Consider the following 19,305-nt stretch of genomic DNA (forward strand, 5'->3'; position numbering starts at 1 on the left):
TTGGAGGTGGAAGAGATGAGTGAGAACAGCCTGAATCCCGAAGAAAAGGGGCAAGAAGAAAAGGAAAAGCAGGCACAGACTCCAGCAGAGCACCGTGGCCGGAAACAGCAACGATTGAAGCAACTCTACCCGAAGCCACAGCAGACCACGCTTCAATGCATTCATGACCGCTCCCTGAAGGCTGTTGTCATCGGTCTTGGTTACGTGGGACTGCCGATGGCCGTTGAGATGGCACAGTCCGGTTATCAGGTGCACGGCATTGATATCGATGCAGGCAAAGTGGCAAAGCTCCGCGCAGGCCATTCGTATATTATCGGCATTGAAGATGAAGTGCTTCAAACGCTGCTTGAAGCGAATCGATTAACGGCAGGCACAGATTATGCAGCAGTTGCAGGGGCGGATGTCATTGTCATCTGTGTACCGACCCCGTTAACGGATAAACATCAGCCGGATATATCCTATATTTCATCAGCTGTAGGGGGCATGACCCCCTATCTTCAGCTGGGTAGCCTGGTCATTCTAGAGAGCACGACATATCCAGGCACAACGGAAGAGCATGTGAAACAGCCCGTAGAAGCAGCGCGCGGCTGGACTGCGGGTGAACATTTCTATGTCTGTTATTCTCCGGAGCGAGTTGATCCGGGCAGTGTGCATTATGGTGTGAAAAATACACCGAAAATCATCGGCGGATCGACTCCCGCATGTCTGAATTATGGAACACAATTCTACGGCTCGTTTCTGAACGAAGTCGTGCCTGTTAGCTCGACAACGGTTGCCGAGACAGCGAAACTGTTCGAAAATACGTTCCGCAGCGTAAACATTGCGCTGGTTAATGAGTTAACCCCGGCCTGTGAGCAGATGGGCGTGGATATATGGGAAGTGTTACAGGCAGCGGCAACGAAGCCGTTTGGATATATGCCATTTTATCCTGGGCCGGGCATTGGCGGGCACTGCATTCCGATTGATCCGATCTATCTGTCCTGGGCGGCCAATCGCCAGGGATCGGAGCTACGGTTCATTGAGCTTGCAGATGCGACGAACAGGCAGATGCCGGAGCATGTGGTTCAGCGTGCAACAGCTCTGCTGGAGCAACGTGGCCGTTCTATTCGCGGCGCTCGCGTGGTACTGGCGGGTATGGCGTACAAAAAAGACATTGACGACCTGCGCGAATCCCCGGCGCTCGACGTCTTTCGGCTACTGAGCGTAGCGGGTGCCGACGTTGTTTTCACCGATCCGATGGTGCCCGTATTCCGTCAAGATGATGGTTCCATGCTCCAGTCCCGGCCAGCTTCGCCTGAATTGTGGACATGGGCCGACCTGGTGATTATCACGACAGACCACTCTGCGTTTGATTACCAGGAGATGGCGGATCATGCACCGCTGATTTTTGATACACGTAACGCCACGGCCGGATGCAGCGGAGACAACATCGTTGTGCTCGGTCAGCCGGAGCGACAAGGCAACGGGACAGCACACAGCTTGGAACAGGAGAAGAGTAATGAAGGGGAAAAGGGTGTGCAATCAGAACATCTAAAACATGCAGGCCATGAGAAACATGTGGAATATGCAGAAGTTGTGGAAGATGCTGAACTTGCTGAACTTGCTGTAGAGCATGAGGAACAGGGGATGGAGAAAGAGGATTTTCAAGATACAGAGCATGAAGCGTCAGGATTGAAAGGTCATAGTAACAGCGGCCAGGCCACGAGAGAGAAAGATTCAACAGGGGCAGACGTAAAAGGACAAAATGAAAGTTATCCGGGTACGAAACGCGAGGGCGTTACCTCGGGTGAAGGTGCAGAGAAAGAGAACGGTGAATCGCATGAAATCCAAGACGATGCTTGGGCGGATCGAGACTTGAAAAAAATGCAAGGAAAAACGGGAGATGGCTATGGCGAATCATGATCGGGTGAACGAGCGTTATTACGGAGAGATTAATTCCGAAGATTCTCATGAAGCGACAAGGACCCGTGTGCACTGGATGTGCCGGGAGACCACAGGCAAACGTATTTTGGATGTGGGATGCAGCCAGGGAATTACGTCTATTTTGCTGGGGCGTGAAGGCTTTCGGGTGACAGGCGTGGATTTGGAGGAAGAAAGTATCCGCTATGCGCAAGAGGAGCTGGCTAAAGAATCCAAGCCCGTCCGCAACCATGTCGATTTCCGCATGCTGGACATCACGCAATGGAAGGCGAGAACTACGTTTGACACTGTCCTGCTAGGGGAAGTGCTGGAACATTTTGCGCATCCTGAGACACTGCTGTTGCAGATCCATCGACTGCTCGGGGAGGAAGGCACACTCATCGTGACTGTTCCTTATGGCTATCATCCATTCTATGATCATAAACAGACGTTCTATGCAAGTAATCTGGCGATGTGTTTATTACCGTATTTTGAAGTATTGAAACTGGAAGTTCATCATAAATATCTATGTTGTGTGGCGCGCAAACGCCAGAAAATACAGCTCGACGTAAAACCACCTCTGAACCAGGTGCTGGACTGGATGAAGCTGGACCATACCCATTTTGAAGAGGTGGAGCAGCAACATCTACGCTCCATGAAACAGCGTAAAAAAGCGCTGGACAGTGCGGTGGATCAGCTGAAACGGCTGCGTCGTCAGGAGAATGAGGAAGGGTAAGCGGAGAAGCATTGTCGTAACACCAACACCAACACCAACACCAACACCAACACCAACACCAACACCAACACCAACACCAACACCAACACCAACACCAACACCAACACCACTAATTTAAACCTGATATCAGTAACTGTACCATTAGCATGTGGAACCGTGACACCAGTAACAAAACCGCGTTCACAGTGAGAGTATGGCACCAGCACACGAACACTAGCTGCAAAGACTAACTACACAAGCACTAACCTTACCGCACACTTTAGAAAAAAAGTAACTGCTCTAACTCAATGACCACTATCAGAGACTACACAAGCGAAACGGACACTGTACACAACTCTAATCGTGAACATCAACATTAACCACGAAACCAAGCCTAACAACAGCAACTGTGCCACTAGCATGTAGACCATCGACACCATTAGCAATATCGCAAACACATCAACACTACGGAACTAGCAACCAAACAGCACTAGCTAAAGGAACACAAACCAAACAAACCACTAACCTTAACCCCGCACACTATACAAAACAGTAATTGTGCTGACTCAAGTACGACTATCAGCGACTGAGCCATAGGATGAGTACCACCGACACCTACAGTCAGCAGCATTAGCAATGCTATCAATACCAGTACAAGTAGAAATTACTATAGAATATACAGCGTATAATGAGGCAAGTTTTTCTAACGATCACCAGAAGCCTTATTTAGGTCATTTTGATGCTCACAGAATTCTAACGATCACCAGCGACGTTATTTGCCTTAAATTCAGTGATTTCCCTCAAATGTAGGCCTGAAATACAAAAATAGGCTCATCTGTGACCGTTAGATTTTCAAAAGCGCTGAAATGTGCTAAATAGCGTCATCTGTGATCGTTAGAAATTTTAGATCTTTTAGAAGTTACTTAATGTCTTTGGTTGTGTGAATCAGCACTCGTGAGGCAGGAAGGGGCTCAAAACGTGATCACCATCAGTTTGTGCATGATTGTGAAAAACGAAGAACGCACGCTGGCACGGTGTCTTGAATCGGTGGCTGACCTTATGGATGAGATTATCATTCTGGATACGGGGTCGTCCGATCGAACGATGGACATCGCTGCAAAGTATACCGACCGGGTCTATACGTCTACGTGGGATGAAGACTTTGCCGCAGCACGGAATGAGTCATTCGCTCGTGCTACGCAGGAGTATATATTGTGGCTCGATGCGGATGATGTGCTGTTGCCCGGGGAACGGGCGAAGTTTGCGATGTTGAAGGAGCAGCTGCCGTCCGGAGGTAAGACGGCGGGTGTGATTATGAGCTATACGCTGGCCGAGGGGCCGGAGGGAAGTCCGCTAGTGGCGGACCGCAGGCTTCGCTTGGTCAAGCGGGATGCCGGTTGCCGCTGGCATGGCCGGCTACACGAGCAGCTGCGCTTCCCGCAAGGCGAGGTCATTACGGCAGATATTGCCGTCACTCATCGCCGCGAGGCGGGCAATCATTCGGCGCGAAACGTGCGCATTCTGCGCAAATGGATTGCCGAAGAGGGCATAGCCCAGGGACGCCTGCTGTTCTACTATGCAGGCGAATGTTATGACCGCCAGCGCTATGCGGCGGCGGCACGTGGTTACGCCAAGCTGCTGGAGCAGCCGAGCGGTTACCGCGAAGATCGGCTCATTGCCTGCGCTAGGCTGGCGGAATGTTATGAGCGGCTTGGCGAGCCGGGCCGTAAGCTGGGCGCATTGCTGCAGTCGTTCCAGTACGACTTGCCGCATGCCGATTTTTGCTGCGCCATTGCCGCCTGTTTCCATGAGCGGCAAGAGATCGTCACCGCCATCTATTGGTATATGCAGGCGGTGGATGTAAGCAGCCGTGATCCGGGGCTGCGCCCTGTACCGGCTGCTTGCCGAACGTGGCTGCCGCATGCCCGGCTCTCACTCTGTTATGCTCATCTGGGCAACTGGGAGCAGGCGCTTTTGCATAACACGAAAGCTCGCAAGTATCTGCCGAATGATCCAGGTTTGGTTGGCAACCGGGAGAAACTCGAAGCCGTGATTCGCAAACAGAGGAAAGAGAGAGAAGAATAGCACTCGTAAAAATCAAGATTGAAACAGAAGGTGAAAAAGAGAGAAGTAGGGTTGTGACATTAAATTCTTTGTAAAGTGAAGCATTTCCAAAGCAACTCCAAAGCAACTCCAAAGTAACTCAAAGAGCACTTCCCGAACATAAAAAAATTTAATTTGATTGTACAGCGGTATTCTTCTTACGAATACCGACAATACAAAGAAGCCCGTTAAACCGAGAAAAGCGGTTAACGGGTTCTTATCGTTGCTCACGATTCAGGCGCCAAGCATCGGACATACTGATTTTTTGTGCGCAAACTTGTACAAGCCCAGCCCCAACCATCATAAATTTCTTCATCTATATTCAAGGTAACCGTTTCGTTACTATACTCGCTCCAGTTTTCGATGCGTAGGGTATTGTCACTTTCCCATTCGAGGTGATTTCCGCCATGATACTCTGCACGATAGATGCTTTTGGCATTCGAAGCTTTCGCATCCGCTGTTTTCCTCACGTCGACCCAGATCGTCACCCCGCCTGCTGCGCCGCCATAGGGAACACCGTATAGCTCGGCCGTGTATTCCCCATTTGGGGATGACATGGAAGAGTTCAGATCGCCCTCACCCGAACGGTCAAATGTGGAAAGGTACGGACGAAGCGTAAAGAAAAGCATCAAAGCAACGGTGGGCAATACAAACATAAGAATAAATATTGAAGAAACAGGATGCCTGCGAATCCAAGGTTTGCGCGGCAATATGGATTTGGATTTGAACTGGGATTGATCGGAATGTTCCATGGAATCAGGTAACCTCCCTAGCAGCATAGAAGTTGGAACAAGAAATTTAGAAATTGGAACCGAAACTTTAGAAACCGGAAAAAGAAATAAAGACATAAATAAGAAAGGAGTAATTAATCATTGAGCAACGATCGTACCTTGATTCGTAAAGCTTCATTGTTATTTTCATTCCTGATCATATCATAGTGAGTATTGTATAGATTACAAATCAATTAAATTAAACCAAATGATTTGTTATAAAATGCGGCTGTTTGACTTGCGTTTGAGAAGGGTCAACCGTTTTTACATTAAAACGCGGTTGCTCATTCGGGCTGTGCCCGTTAAACTAAAGGGAGCGGCGTTTTGCTTGACGGACAAGTCATGAGAACGCCATTTTGTTGTCAAGGATGCGGCGCTGTTGCCGCATTTGGATGTCAGAATCGGATCGAACCAAGCCGGTGCAGGAACACCGGTGACAAGTAAGGAGTCTTTACATGAGTGTGCAAGCACCTACTTTAGAAGAAGCGCAGGGTCTCCTGCAAAAATATTATGGTTATCCCGATTTTCGTGAGGGTCAAAAAAAGATCGTTTCCAGCCTGCTCGAATACGAGGATACGCTGGGGATTATGCCAACCGGAGGCGGGAAGTCAATCTGTTACCAGATTCCCGCTTTGTTATATCCGGGGCTGACGCTGGTCGTCTCCCCGTTAATCTCGTTGATGAAAGACCAGGTCGATGCGCTGACGACTGCAGGCATTGCCGCCGCTTACATTAATAGTACGTTAAGCGGCAGAGAAGTGAATGAGCGCATCCGCGCGGCGCAGCGCGGTGAGCTGAAGTTGCTCTACGTCGCGCCGGAGCGACTGGAGCTGGACTGGTTCCGCGATGAGATGGGGCAACTGCCAATCTCGTGCGTGGCAGTGGATGAGGCCCACTGTGTGTCACAGTGGGGCCATGATTTTCGGACAAGCTACCTGGCGGTAGCGCCGTTTGTGGACAGTTTGCCGGAGCGGCCGGTGGTAGCGGCCTTTACGGCGACGGCGACGCCCGAGGTCATGGGCGATATTCTGCGGCTGCTGCATCTGCAGGACCCGCAGACGTATGTGACCGGACTTGGGCGAGATAATCTCGCGTTTAGCGTGCTGCGCGGCGAGAGCAAAAAGGATTTTGTCTTGAACTACGCGCGCGAGCATGCCAGCGAGCCAGGTATTGTATACGCCGCGACCCGTAAGGACGTGGACGATCTGCATCAGCGTTTGTTGCAGGCTGGTTTGCCGGCAGGACGATATCATGCGGGCATGACGGACGATGAGCGGGCGCAGAGCCAAGAGCAGTTTTTGTACGATGATATTCGCGTGATGGTTGCAACCAACGCGTTCGGAATGGGGATTGACAAGTCCAACGTTCGTTACGTGCTTCACTACAGCATGCCGAAAAATATGGAGGCATACGTTCAGGAAGCCGGACGTGCAGGACGGGACGGCGAGCCGAGTCAGTGTATTTTGCTTTTCGGAGCACAGGACATTATCACCCAAAAATTCCTGATCGAGCAGAATCCAATGGAGGGTGACCGCAAGGCGAACGATTACCGCAAACTGCAACAGATGGTCGATTACTGTTACACCACTCGTTGTTTGCGCAGTGCGCAACTGGATTATTTCGGTGAAGTGCACGAGGACAAGCCATGTGGCATTTGCAGTTCCTGTACAGACGACCGTGAACTGGTGGATATGACCATTGATGCGCAAAAAATATTCAGCTGCATTCACCGCATGCGTGAACGCTACGGGGTATCGCTGGTCGCTTCGGTACTCAAAGGTTCACGTGCCAAAAAAGTGCTGGACTACGGCTTCGATTCCTTGCCGACATATGGTGTCATGGGCAATCGCACAGAGCGTGAAATTGCCGAGATTATCAACGTGATGGTATCCGAAGGTTACCTGATGTTGTCCGAGGGCCAATATCCAGTGGTTCGTTTGCAGCCGCTGGCGGTGGAAGTGCTAAAAGGTCAACGTGAAGTCATGCAGCGTGTCGTACGGAAAACAGCAGCTACAGCTTCCGGTACGAACTACGGCGGACGCCGCGGACGTGATACAATGCCATCGGCTGTGAACGAAACCGTGTTTGAACAGCTACGCCTGATCCGCCGTGATCTGGCTGCCAAAGAACATGTGCCATCCTATATTATCTTTAACGATGCCACCTTGCGCGAGATGAGTGTGGTATGTCCGAAGACAGAACGTGACATGCTGACCATTAAAGGGGTCGGTGAGGTCAAGTACCGCAAGTACGGTCTGCCGTTCCTGGAATTCTTCCAGAAGCAGTCGGGTGAAGAAGTGGACACGGACGATGATGCTTTTTACGAATATGAGTGATATATGATAGTGATATGTCATGAGTAATGAGGATAAATGACAAGAGACAAGTGATATCTGATCAGTGACTGAAGCCTAATACTAAACCTATAAGCAGAACCAGAACCAGACTTTGTTCTAGGGGATAGAGATCATACTGAGCTGAGAGATAGAAATTAAATACAGATAGAGTTATGGGAGAAATCAGAATCAGAAACTATTTAGATTGAAACAAAGGAACGACTTTCGATTAACTGTCCATGATCTAAATAACGCTGTAATCGGGCAATAATACCAGCCTTGGCAGGCTACTCATCGAAGCTGGAAAGCTAACGATCACCACGGAGCTTATTTGCCCTGATTCGGGGACATTTGAAATCTAACGATCTCCAGGAAGCTTATTTTATTCAAAATCCTGAAAAACGAGTCTGATCAAGCTGATTTCAGCAGAATAGCGTCTCTGGGAATCGTTAGAATTTTCCAAAGCCCGAATATGCTGAAATAAGACTTCTCCTGATCGTTAGCGCTCGCAGTAGAGGGTGACAGACATGCACTAGCCACAGGCGGTGGGTGATATTTGACTAATGTGCATGGATGGATGAGCAATATTGGAGTGGATTGTGTACGTTCATCAGTTCTACTTATATAGTTCAGAATCAGAAACTAGATCAGAAGCAGAACCGGAAGCACAACTAGAAGAAGGATCACAAGAAGAAGCACAACGGGATCAAGAACAGGACAGAACAAGAAACACAACAAGAAACACAACTAGAATTAGAACCAGTAACAGGATCAGAGCCAAGCTCAGAATAGAAACGAATTCAAAAAGTAATACATGTATCTCATGAACTGCGTCCTTTCAGAGTAGACAAAATGGGCGAGAATGTCTTCCAAAGGGTGGACATGGACGTTAAAATTGCTAACGAGTGTTGGCACAGTATATAGTTGTTTTAAGGGAGTTTAAGTCTATATATTGTGTCTATATTTGGGCGGAGAGAGTATGTATTTTTAAAAGAGGTGTCTACTCTTTGAAAGACAAATTGTGGATTTGTTTATGAGACATGGACGGTTATAGCATAGGGACTGGTTAATAGATCTTGTTTTTAGTCGGGCGAAGGTGTGTATTCTTTTAAAAGAGGTGTCCGCTCTTTCGAAGACATGAGGGTTGTTTATGAGACGCGGACGGTTAGCATACGGACTAGTTAATAAATCTTGTTAATAGATCTTGTTGATAGATTCCGGGGGTGTGCTGGTGCGTGACGCGCGTGCTGACGCGGATACTGGTGAGAGTTGTTGTGCAAGTGTGGCTAGAGATAAGGCTCGGAGTTGCATTAGAGGTTTGTCTGAACAGCATCCGGGGAAGGATGGCTGTGGAGCTTTACTTTTCCCAAAAAAATATATGGTCTGGGTGTCCAGGCAAAGGTTGTGAACCATGAAGGTAATTTTGTCGACTTTGAATGCAAAGTACATCCATACCTCGCTGGCGCTACGGTGTTTGAAGGCGTACAGTGAGAAGGATTTTGATATTGAGCTGGCGGAGTATACGATCAAAGACCCGGTCATGAATATTGTGTCGGATCTGTACCAGCGCGGTGCGGATGTCATTGGGTTTTCGTGTTACATCTGGAACATTGAAGAGACGATCAAGGTGATTGATAATTTGAAAAAGGTTATGCCTGACGTGAAAATTTTGCTGGGCGGGCCGGAGGTATCCTACGACACCGAATATTGGATGAACCGGATTCCAAATGTCGATTTTATCGTCATGGGTGAAGGGGAAGAGACGTTGCATCAGCTTTTGACGGAGCTTGAGGGCAGTAAGAAGTTTCATTTTGTGTATGGACTGGCGTATCGCAAAGGGGAAGAAGTTATTCTCATGCCAGGACGCCCGAAAGCGGACTTGAATGATCTGCCGTCGCCGCATCGTTTCGAAGAGGATATCCCGGATCTCGGGAAGCGGGTTGTTTATTTTGAGACCAGCCGGGGTTGTCCGTTTAGCTGTCAGTTCTGTCTTTCCAGTATTGAGGTCGGCGTGCGGTATTACGATATCGAGCGGACGAAGTCGGACATTCTATACTTGATCGAAAAGGGTGCGAAGCTTATCAAGTTTGTGGATCGGACGTTTAACATTAAACGGGATTATGCGATGGAGATGTTTAAGTTTTTGATCGAGAATCATCAGGGAACGGTGTTTCAGTTTGAAATCACGGCTGACATCATGCGTCCTGAGGTGCTCGACTATTTGGCAGAGAATGCGCCGCCGGGTACGTTCCGCTTCGAAATCGGAGTGCAGTCCACGAATGATCCGACGAATGAACTGGTGAAACGCCGCCAGAACTTCGCCAAGCTGAGTCGTACGGTGAATAAAGTCAAAGCCAGCGGCAAGATCGACCAGCATTTGGATCTGATCGCAGGACTACCGGAGGAAGATTATAATACGTTCCGCAAGACGTTTAACGATGTGTTTGCTTTGGGGCCGGAAGAGTTACAGCTCGGATTCCTCAAAATGCTTCGTGGTACGGGACTTCGTCTGGATGCGGAAAAGTACAATTATACGTATATGGATCACGCTCCGTATGAGATTTTGGGCAGTGACGTGTTGCCGTTCAGCGAAATCGTTCGCCTGAAACGCCTGGAGGATGTGCTGGAGAAATACTGGAACGCACACCGGATGGATCATACGTTGAAGTATTTGATGGAGCAGGAGTTTGATTCACCGTTTGATTTCTTTCAGGCCTTTGGCGATTACTGGGAGGGTCAGGGCTGGCAGAAGATCGGGCATCAGCTAGAGGATTTGTTTACTCGTCTGCATAGCTTCCTAGAGTCGCGGAACACGCCGCATATGGATATTGTGCTGGGTCTGATGAAGCTGGATTATTTCCTGGGACATAAGTACAAGCCGCGTAAAATCTGGTGGGACGATGTGCTCCAGAAAGATCAATGGGCAGGCTATATGAAAACGTTGGCTGAACGTCCAGAGGACGTTCGATTGCCGCGTGTTGCCGGTGCCTCTGGCTCGGCTTGGCTGGAAAGCAGCGGCGCGAGTGGAACGGCTGCTGCGGGAACTTCGGCGGCTGCCGAAGAGGACACTGCCGCGGATGCGGCGGGTGTGATCGGCAGCCATGCCGGGGATGTTGCGTCGCTTGCAGCGCGCGACGCAGTGGAGTCCGCCGCGGATGGAGCGGCGGACATGGGGCACGGCAACGCTTCGCGTGCGTTGCCGATGACCTCGGCCATGACCGCACAGACGGTCATGGGTGCCCGTGCTTTCGCCGATCTGCGACTCGGCGAAAAGGAACTGCAGAAGCACGCCGTATTGGACGTGCTTCCGTTCCGGCTTGAGCGTGTGCTAGCTGGCGCCAGCCCGCTTGCCGCGAAAGGCCAAACGCTGCTGGTCGTGGTATACCAGCAGCACGAAGACCAGCAGGCGCAGTATTACACGCTGCCGCTGGGAGAAGAAGCCGCTGCCATGTAGGTGCAGCGCCATATTTCCGAAAGCATCGGAAGATCATTGGATTCCCTTACGGGATGAAGATGATCTTCCTTTTTTTATTTTCTAAATTCAATAGAACTCACATATCTAGTTCACTGAAGGGAGAGTTTTTATGAAAGATAAAGCAGATAACACCATCATACTAACCAAAGGTTCTGCTGATACATTATATGTGCAAATTCCATATAATACGGTGCACATTCAGCGCATTCGTCAGGTAACAGGGAGAAGGTGGGAGACTGATACGAAACGCTGGATCATCCCTTACTCAGATGCATCTCTTCAAGAGTTTACAAAGCATTTTGATGCGCTAGATGTAGAGATATCCCCGGAGTTGTGGGTGGAGAGCGACATATTGAGAAAGTGGAAGTTAAGTGGAGAGCAAACACAATGGAAAAGAGATCAATTGCAGCAAGCTCTGAAATTAAGAGGATACAGTCGTAAAACGATTAAAGCATATTGTAATCAGATTGAACGATTTGTGGCCAGTCTTCCTCAGATCAACAACGGGATCAGCGCGTCTCATGTCCAAACTTATTGTTTAAGTTTACTTGAGCGAGGAGTCTCCCATTCCAGTGTAAATCAGACGATCAGTGCGATTTGATTCTATTGTAAACATGTGCTCCATCATCCTGCTGAAATTCAGTATATACGTCCCAAAAAGCAAACGAAGTTGCCCAATGTCATGTCCGAAACAGAAGTCACCCAATTGCTGAAAGCTGTGACTAATCTCAAGCACAAGACAATTCTTTATCTAACCTATTCGGCAGGGCTCCGTGTAAGCGAAGTCGTTCGTCTACGCTATAGCGATCTGGATATTGAGCGTCAGACTATTATCGTAAGGCAGGGAAAAGGTCAAAAGGATCGGAGAACTCTTCTAACCCATCTTGCTTGGGAGATTGTACAGAAGTACATCGCCGAATATAAACCCGATCGTTGGTTGTTTCCGGGACAATCTTCAGATCGACATATTACCGAGCGTAGTGTACAAAAGGTTTTTGAAGAAGCCAGACAACGAGCAAGTATTGAGAAAAAGTGCAGTATTCATGCTTTGCGGCATTCTTTCGCCACGCATTTGCTGGAAAACGGAACGGACCTGCGTTATATTCAGGAGCTTCTTGGTCATACGAGTGCACAAACAACACAGCGATATACGCACGTGAGCACGAAAAATATTCAGCGTATTCAGAGCCCGCTGGATCGTATGGATATGGGAGATTGAGTATCTCAAACTTCTCCCTTTTTCACCAAATTTTTCTTCGCATATATGGCTTCATAGGTTATCATATACGTAGTTCAGATATTATCTTTAATGTGTGGTATTTACGAAGTACATAAATTAGATGTTATATGATAGAAATGATGGATGAACAAAGAGAAAAGAGAAAAGGGAAAATGAAAGAAACAGATAAGAACACTTGTGCGCAGATGTAAGAACAGGTAAAATATAGATACAATTGAATCTTGGGTGGGTATGGTTTCCCTTCGAAAGGAGGTGAGACCATGGAAGTGAAAGATGCGATGACTCTAATGCTGTTATTCGGAACATTCATTCTTGCACTTTTAACGTACATCAATAACAACAAGAGAAAGTAAAAACCCACCCCAAGGTTGACAGCCGAAGGTGGGTTTTCGTCCTAACTTGACTTAAGAAGGGATTAACCATCCAAGCCAATTGTATTGACCAAGTGTTCGCAGCACTTGGTCTTTATTGATAATATGATAACACATTTGAAAAGATGAATCAAAATAAAGAGAACAATGATAAAGAGCAGAATAGTAAGCAATCTCGAAGAAGCATTTCCATCATATAACATAATATTTACGCTGTGGCTCCTTCGGAGCCTTGGTCTGCCAGATGGATTTCGAGGAAGCATTTCAGCAGACAACTCCTTTGGGGTTCGTGAATACAGAAACGTTATGTGAAAGACCAGAAATAAATAAAAAGGAGAACAAAATGAATTGGATCAAAGATTTTAATAGTATATTTAAAACTGTTATAGATTACTTATTAGATAATGCACAATGGATATTTAGTGGTTTAGGAATAACTATAATTTTGGGATTCAAGAAATTTAGAACTTTTATCTCTAAGACGTTTAAAAATTTAAATCATTCGATAAAGAAGTCAAGAACACAAAAAACATTAATTTTTGATTTACAAGCCTACTGGAAGAAATCAGATCTCGAAAGAAAATCGCCTTATTGCTCAAGATGCTGGGATGTAGATAAACGTTTGGTACATATGACTATTAATAATTCTAAATATAAAAATTATTCATGTCCTCAATGTAAATCAAAAGTGACAAATGACTTACTTAGCCCAATAAAACCACTAAAAATAAAAAGTGAAAAGTATGAAAATATAAGAAAGAAATTTTAGTATGATTACTCGGTGGTGAATGTTCCATCACATAACACGGCATTCCCGCTGCGTCACTAGCGCTCCTTGGTCCGGCCGAAGCAAGAGAAGCGGTTTCGAAGAAGCGGATTCAATAGCAGGGAAGCATATTCAGCCGGACAACCCTGCACTGCCTAACCGCGTCGCGGCCACTCCCTCCGGTCGTTTAAGGCAGTGAGGATTCGGGAATGCACGAACGTTATACGACAGAATCTAAATAGCAGATATATAACACACAGATGTAATCGTGTTTAACAATCCATTAAATATAAACTATGCGCTAAATATATAGAACTAATTTAATCTTAAGGTAAAAAATGTTTATTAAGGAGATTTTATGATTAGATTCGAAGAAATCGAGGATGAAATTATAATTCGATACACACCAAGGGATGGGGTATATTGGATAGCGAAGAAATTTGAAGATAACAAGGAGATAGCTATACATAAAACCTTTTACTTCGAAAAGAATGATTTATATAAGGAGATCGGTTCAGAAGAATTTACTATAATAGAAGAGGCACAATTTTCTTTTGCAAAGTTAGAAGGCGACTATTTTAGAGTCAAGAAAACTGCAATTGGGATAGAGAAGGAGTTATTGATCCATAAAAGTATAAAATTCCAACTAAATATATTTAAGACATGGAACAATATATCTATTTTCAAAAGGGTTTTTGATGTGATAGAAGGGGATTTGTCAATTGGACCAAAAGAGTCGGATTTACCTATAGAAGAATTCAAGAAAATATTAGAGATATTCCCCAAATCTACTGAACTACGGAAATATTCGAATGCAAGGATTAGCCATATATTAAAGGAATATGTAGATATGAAACGAGATTTTGTATCGGACTATAATTCCTACATGTCTAAAAAGTCAGTTGCTAATAGTGCTAGGTCTAGCTTAAGTGCTTCATTTGCTGAATATGAAATAATGAAGTATCAGATAGTGTTGAATCGTCTTAAAGATATGCTGAAAAATGAAAAAGGCTATTCTGAATCAGACTGGCAAAACGAAATTATTGATGTTTTAATATTGATTTATCCTAAATATATCACAGTATTCAAAGAAGTAATCGTCTACGACGATTACGATTCGAAAGAAAGAAGATTAGATTATATGCTAGTTGACTCAAATGGAAATGTTGATGTGGTTGAAATAAAAAAACCTAATTCTAATGCTTTAATTTCGACAAGAACATATAGAGACAATTATGTCCCTGTTAGAGAACTCTCGGGTACTATCATGCAAGTAGAAAAGTATCTGTTTCATTTAAACAAGTCGGGTAGACAAGGTGAATTGAAGCTAACAGATAAATATAAGGATTTGCTTCCGGATGGTTTCAAGATTAACATAACAAATCCTAATGCTATATTAATTCTTGGAAGAGAAGAAGATCTTGGGATTGAACAACTTCGAGATTTAGAAGTTATTAAACGAAAGTATAAAAATGTGATGGACATTGTTACATATGATGATCTTATTAGAAGATTAGAAAGAATTATTGGAAAATTTCAAAGTCAATTGCCGAAAACCCATTCAAGAAGTGATTCCGACGTATAACATAATATTAACGACTCAGCGCATGCTGAGTCGGTTAATAAAGGAACGTTAGATGACATAAAGGAGAATACAGATGGAAAAAATAGTTTTCAGTCAGATTACATATGCTTATGAATTTACAAATATAGAGATCTTCTTCAAATATAAAAATATGACTTTTTTTAGTACTGATAATCTTACAAGCGTTTATACAGATAATGGAGCTTCTCAAGCAAGGGAGTTCCAATTGAATTGCATTACCAGTATTGAAATGCACGAAGGAATAAATGAAAGTAACAGATACAATAGAGCAAGCATACTTACAGTACTTGGAATTGTTTCTTTTTTCGTGGGAATCTCATTAACGGTTTATCATAAAATAAAAGGAGAAGATACAATAATACCGAATAATTTAATTAATGAGGAACCTTTAAAATTAACTATTGAAAATGAAGATTATACGGAACGATTAAAATCTGTGTTGGAGAAGTTAGAATCCGATGAAGAGGTTGTAGTATCTTTATTAGACCGTTGGAGAAAAGCAAACTACTTAGTAAATGAAAGCGTTGATGCAAATCTCTACCATGATGAAGCTATTCTTAATTATTTTCATATTATAGAACTAATTTGTGAAATCTACTCAAAAGATTTACGAATAGATTTGGAAGAAAATATAAAAGGGTATGTTGAAGAATTTTATAAAAAACATTTCTTTTTCAATGAAAATCAACTTGAGTCACAAGTCAATTCAGTAAAAAAAGTCTTTACTGAAGTTTTGATTGGTAGGGAATTAGCATTGTCACATAAAATTAAATTTGTTCTAACTAAATTCAATATGTTGAATCCTTTTGTTGAATATTTTATAGACTCTGTAATAAAAACAAGAAATGCTATTGCTCATGGGAGATTTACATACCAAGAAAAATTATCTTGGCCTTTACCACCGTTTTTTTTCATGTCTAATGAATCGTTTGAAATATTAGACTCCTTAAACTTTCTTACAGCTAGATTGATTAGTTGTTATTTAGGGATTGAATGTTGGAAAAAGGAATGGGAAGAAGTAAATAAAGATTTAATGCCTCCTGATAAATTGCTAGAAAAATTTTTGACAAATGTTTCGGAATTTCCCGAGTTGAATTGTGTAAGTATTAATGAACCAAATCAGTATCATATTACATGGAGGTCAATTTTCAAACACTATGTAAGTAATCCTAAAAAATTCAAAATAGAAAAAATTGAAACTGTTTTAAAAAGCTTCTTTATGGATTGTACAGTCAACGAGTCCAGCGCCGGTGATTTATTTAACATATCTGTGATCTTAAGTGACTCAAAGGATGAGGAAATTCAAAATACAGCTATAAAGAACATAGATTTGATAATTCAGAATAGGTGGTATCTTTGGTCTAATAAAAGAGATATTTATAGTTATTTAGAAAAAATGAATGTTCCACCTATCTGGTATCTGAGTTATTTAAAGCAGTAAAGATCATTATTACGTTATTTAACATAATATTTAAGCGGCGTCTCCTGACAGAGCCTTGGTCTTCTGAGTGAATTTCGGAGAGAGATTTCAGTAGAAAGCTCCTTCGAGGTTCACGAATACAGAAACGTTTTACGACAGAATAAAATACAATAGAAAAGAGGATCATCTGATCCTCTAAATGCTAGAGTTTTGCAATTCACTAAAGAGTTGTAGTGCGTCTTTGAAACCTTGTATGTAGATACTTCTTTCTAAGATGGATTGAAGAGAAATTTGAGCGTCTTCGTAAAGAAAAACCGTATGTTGAAGTTGATCGGGCAAAGCATCACGAAGTGTTTTAAAGTATTGATCTGTCTCAAAAGAAAGCCGAGTGTATTCTGCATGACAATCCAAAAGCTCAGTATAGAGTAATTCTAGACGTATTCTTATCAGTGGTTCTGTTAGCGATTCTAATGTATTAACCATATCCTGTTCCTCCTTTGATTAACTCTATAGAGTTATTATATAACCTCATAAAGTTAATTACAAGGTGAATATTTGACTTTGTAGAGTTAAAACTTCGCTTTTGATTGATGATTACTAATGTGGAAGATAAGATAGAAATATGGAGGGGAAAAGATGAACGTAATCAAGTGTAATATTCGAGAACTCATGGCAGAACATCGAATAGATGATATAACAGAATTGATGGTGAGATCAGGCTTAAGTCGTAACTCAATCAACAAGTTATATCGGGAGACGAATATAGAAACAACAAAGCTAGAAACCTTATTTAAACTATGCGATACATTTAACTGCAAATTATCGGATTTAATTGAATATGTACCTGAAGAAGAAAAATAGTGAAGGTATATTCAAGAAGTGATTCCGTCGTATAACATAATATTCAAGCTGCGGCTCCTTTGGAGCCTTGGTCTGCTGGATGAATTTTTGGAAGCGTTTCAGCAGACACATCCGACTTCGTCGGACGTCTTGAATACAGGAACGTTAGACGAAATAACCCAAAACCAGAAAGGATAGTGAAAATGAAATTAGAGATTTTAAATGTACCTTCATTTTGGGGAACCGAAATGAAACAAAAACACTATCAAGTTCGTGAGGGAAATAAAAAATTAGTTGTTCTATTTCCTGGACAAAATTATCCATGTCACAAACCTACCTTGCATTTCGCAGGAACTTCCGCTATTCAAAGTGGTTTTGACCTTCTGATATTAGAGTATGGTTATCAAGTTGCGCGAGCCGAACTGGATCATGGTGATGTACAAAGAGTGGTAGAAGAAAGTCATGAGTCGATTAAGCAAGTAGTAAATAAATATGATCAAATTGTTTTTATTAGTAAGAGTCTAGGAACAATAATAGCTGGAGAAGTTCATGAGAAACTTGATATGCCAATTAAACACCTATTTTTAACACCTATCAAAGATACTATTCGCTACGTCAATAAGTTCAATGGAGTAGTTATATACGGAACAAAAGATCAAGCATTTAGTGAAGAGTTGGCAAGTAAAATCAACGAAGAAAATGAAATTGTTAAAATCGCTAATGCTGATCATTCTTTAGAAACAAACGAAGTCGAAGAAAGTATTGAAATTTTAAAAAATCTTGTAAAAATATATAAAGATTTTTTGGGACAATAATAGTAACTTCGTCTAACATAATATTCACACTGCGGCTCCACATGAGCCTTGGTCTGCGGGAAGGATTTCGAGGAGGCATTTCGGCAGACAACCCCATTGTGATTCATGAATACAGGAACGTTATATGAAAGGGACGCTAGCTAGTATTAAGGGGGGATCAAGGATGTTTGACTTTTTTCATAAGAAATCAAAAGAAACAAAGATCTCACTAGAAAACCAAATAGAGGTACTCAAAGATATTGGTATATCTTTCACAACTGATGATGATGGTGTTGTTAAAGAGTTGTTGCATCATTTTGATCGCGAAACTTACGAAGACGATCCCTATTCTCTCTTACTTTCGATGATTGGTTTTGATCTTATTGATGAAAATGACAATCAAGTTAGATTGTCGAACGATGTTTGGAGCTTTGATACCGAATGCGTTGAGAACGAAGAGATTTATTCGACAATGATTAATGAACTCGTAAGTTTAACTCGTGGTAAATTGCAAATGCAACAGGTAAAAAGCCATGTTGATTTTGATAATGAAGATGCTAAAGTATCGTTTATTTTAGATGATCAGAAATATGAATGGGAAATACATTTTGAAGATGATTGGATTGACTTTAATTTGCTGAGGAAGATTGGGGAACTAGCTATCAGAAGTGACGATGAAAATTACTTTATTCATTTTAATGATGGTCAGAGTCTTACAATGCTATATACAAGTAAAGTCAAACACAAATTAATTAATGATTTAATAAAAGATCGATTTTCTAAGTTAGCGTAATCGAGGGAGGTGTGCGCATTGTATAACAATGTGTTAACGCATTGGCGGACAAGCCACCTCGGTCGCCAGGAGATAAGTCAGGGAAGTGGATTCAGGCGACACATCCTACCACGAATCGCGGTCGTGGCCAGTCGATCGAACTAGTCGTTCGGCGAGCAGTTTAGGTTTAGGTGCTAG

Annotated in this window: 17 protein-coding genes; 15 read left to right on the forward strand and 2 right to left on the reverse strand. The window is 43.5% G+C overall.

Annotated elements, in window-relative coordinates; translation table 11 throughout:
- The first annotated feature begins 15 nt into the window (after window positions 1–15).
- The 4 genes from Q9R46_RS02835 (at window position 16) to Q9R46_RS02850 (ending at window position 4,699) form a co-directional block, all read left to right on the forward strand.
- Entirely contained in the window at window positions 16–1,902 is a 1,887-nt protein-coding gene (locus Q9R46_RS02835) for a nucleotide sugar dehydrogenase (RefSeq protein WP_311278872.1), read from the forward strand.
- Complete coding sequence (locus Q9R46_RS02840; protein ID WP_253496195.1) at window positions 1,889–2,635, forward strand: class I SAM-dependent methyltransferase; 747 nt, start codon at window positions 1,889–1,891, stop codon at window positions 2,633–2,635. The genes Q9R46_RS02835 and Q9R46_RS02840 overlap by 14 nt, the downstream gene beginning before the upstream one ends.
- On the forward strand, window positions 2,622–2,753 hold the full coding sequence (locus Q9R46_RS02845; protein WP_311278873.1) for a hypothetical protein: 132 nt from the start codon (window positions 2,622–2,624) through the stop codon (window positions 2,751–2,753). The genes Q9R46_RS02840 and Q9R46_RS02845 overlap by 14 nt, the downstream gene beginning before the upstream one ends.
- Window positions 2,754–3,550: 797 nt before the next feature.
- Window positions 3,551–4,699, forward strand: coding sequence for a glycosyltransferase family 2 protein (locus tag Q9R46_RS02850; protein WP_311278874.1), 1,149 nt, complete (start codon window positions 3,551–3,553; stop codon window positions 4,697–4,699).
- Between the two features lie 245 nt (window positions 4,700–4,944).
- On the opposite strand, the gene Q9R46_RS02855 is transcribed toward Q9R46_RS02850, so the two are convergent.
- On the reverse strand, window positions 4,945–5,469 hold the full coding sequence (locus tag Q9R46_RS02855; protein ID WP_311278875.1) for a DUF5412 family protein: 525 nt from the start codon (window positions 5,467–5,469) through the stop codon (window positions 4,945–4,947).
- Between the two features lie 473 nt (window positions 5,470–5,942).
- Between Q9R46_RS02855 and recQ the strand changes: the two genes are divergently transcribed.
- The 8 genes from recQ (at window position 5,943) to Q9R46_RS02895 (ending at window position 16,722) form a co-directional block, all read left to right on the forward strand.
- Window positions 5,943–7,823 carry a DNA helicase RecQ gene (recQ, locus tag Q9R46_RS02860; RefSeq protein WP_311278876.1) on the forward strand — a complete coding sequence of 627 codons (1,881 nt, stop codon included), beginning with the start codon at window positions 5,943–5,945 and terminating at the stop codon, window positions 7,821–7,823.
- 1,411 nt (window positions 7,824–9,234) lie between these two features.
- The gene (locus tag Q9R46_RS02865; RefSeq protein WP_311278877.1) at window positions 9,235–11,277 is read left to right on the forward strand and encodes a B12-binding domain-containing radical SAM protein; all 2,043 of its coding nucleotides are present in this window, start codon (window positions 9,235–9,237) and stop codon (window positions 11,275–11,277) included.
- A gap of 130 nt (window positions 11,278–11,407) precedes the next feature.
- On the forward strand, window positions 11,408–11,899 hold the full coding sequence (locus Q9R46_RS02870) for a phage integrase N-terminal SAM-like domain-containing protein (protein ID WP_311278878.1): 492 nt from the start codon (window positions 11,408–11,410) through the stop codon (window positions 11,897–11,899).
- An 81-nt stretch (window positions 11,900–11,980) separates the two neighbouring features.
- Window positions 11,981–12,517, forward strand: coding sequence for a tyrosine-type recombinase/integrase (locus Q9R46_RS02875; RefSeq protein ID WP_311278879.1), 537 nt, complete (start codon window positions 11,981–11,983; stop codon window positions 12,515–12,517).
- Between the two features lie 281 nt (window positions 12,518–12,798).
- Window positions 12,799–12,891 carry a competence inhibitor ComI gene (gene comI, locus Q9R46_RS02880; RefSeq protein WP_007431380.1) on the forward strand — a complete coding sequence of 31 codons (93 nt, stop codon included), beginning with the start codon at window positions 12,799–12,801 and terminating at the stop codon, window positions 12,889–12,891.
- Between the two features lie 361 nt (window positions 12,892–13,252).
- Complete coding sequence (locus tag Q9R46_RS02885; RefSeq protein WP_311278880.1) at window positions 13,253–13,678, forward strand: hypothetical protein; 426 nt, start codon at window positions 13,253–13,255, stop codon at window positions 13,676–13,678.
- A gap of 355 nt (window positions 13,679–14,033) precedes the next feature.
- Window positions 14,034–15,260, forward strand: a complete 1,227-nt coding sequence (locus Q9R46_RS02890) for a Shedu immune nuclease family protein (protein ID WP_311278882.1) — start codon at window positions 14,034–14,036, stop codon at window positions 15,258–15,260.
- Between the two features lie 73 nt (window positions 15,261–15,333).
- Window positions 15,334–16,722, forward strand: a complete 1,389-nt coding sequence (locus tag Q9R46_RS02895; RefSeq protein WP_311278883.1) for a hypothetical protein — start codon at window positions 15,334–15,336, stop codon at window positions 16,720–16,722.
- Window positions 16,723–16,896: 174 nt separating this feature from the next.
- On the opposite strand, the gene Q9R46_RS02900 is transcribed toward Q9R46_RS02895, so the two are convergent.
- Window positions 16,897–17,184, reverse strand: a complete 288-nt coding sequence (locus tag Q9R46_RS02900; RefSeq protein WP_311278884.1) for a hypothetical protein — start codon at window positions 17,182–17,184, stop codon at window positions 16,897–16,899.
- Between the two features lie 153 nt (window positions 17,185–17,337).
- Between Q9R46_RS02900 and Q9R46_RS02905 the strand changes: the two genes are divergently transcribed.
- From Q9R46_RS02905 to Q9R46_RS02915, 3 genes are all read left to right on the forward strand, one after another.
- On the forward strand, window positions 17,338–17,562 hold the full coding sequence (locus tag Q9R46_RS02905; RefSeq protein ID WP_145329937.1) for a helix-turn-helix domain-containing protein: 225 nt from the start codon (window positions 17,338–17,340) through the stop codon (window positions 17,560–17,562).
- A 182-nt stretch (window positions 17,563–17,744) separates the two neighbouring features.
- The gene (locus tag Q9R46_RS02910; protein WP_311278885.1) at window positions 17,745–18,356 is read left to right on the forward strand and encodes an alpha/beta hydrolase; all 612 of its coding nucleotides are present in this window, start codon (window positions 17,745–17,747) and stop codon (window positions 18,354–18,356) included.
- A 163-nt stretch (window positions 18,357–18,519) separates the two neighbouring features.
- The gene (locus tag Q9R46_RS02915; protein ID WP_311278886.1) at window positions 18,520–19,128 is read left to right on the forward strand and encodes a hypothetical protein; all 609 of its coding nucleotides are present in this window, start codon (window positions 18,520–18,522) and stop codon (window positions 19,126–19,128) included.
- Window positions 19,129–19,305: the final 177 nt, after the last annotated feature.

The sequence above is a fragment of the Paenibacillus sp. RRE4 genome (genome assembly GCF_031844205.1).
GTDB lineage: Bacteria > Bacillota > Bacilli > Paenibacillales > Paenibacillaceae > Paenibacillus > Paenibacillus xylanexedens_B.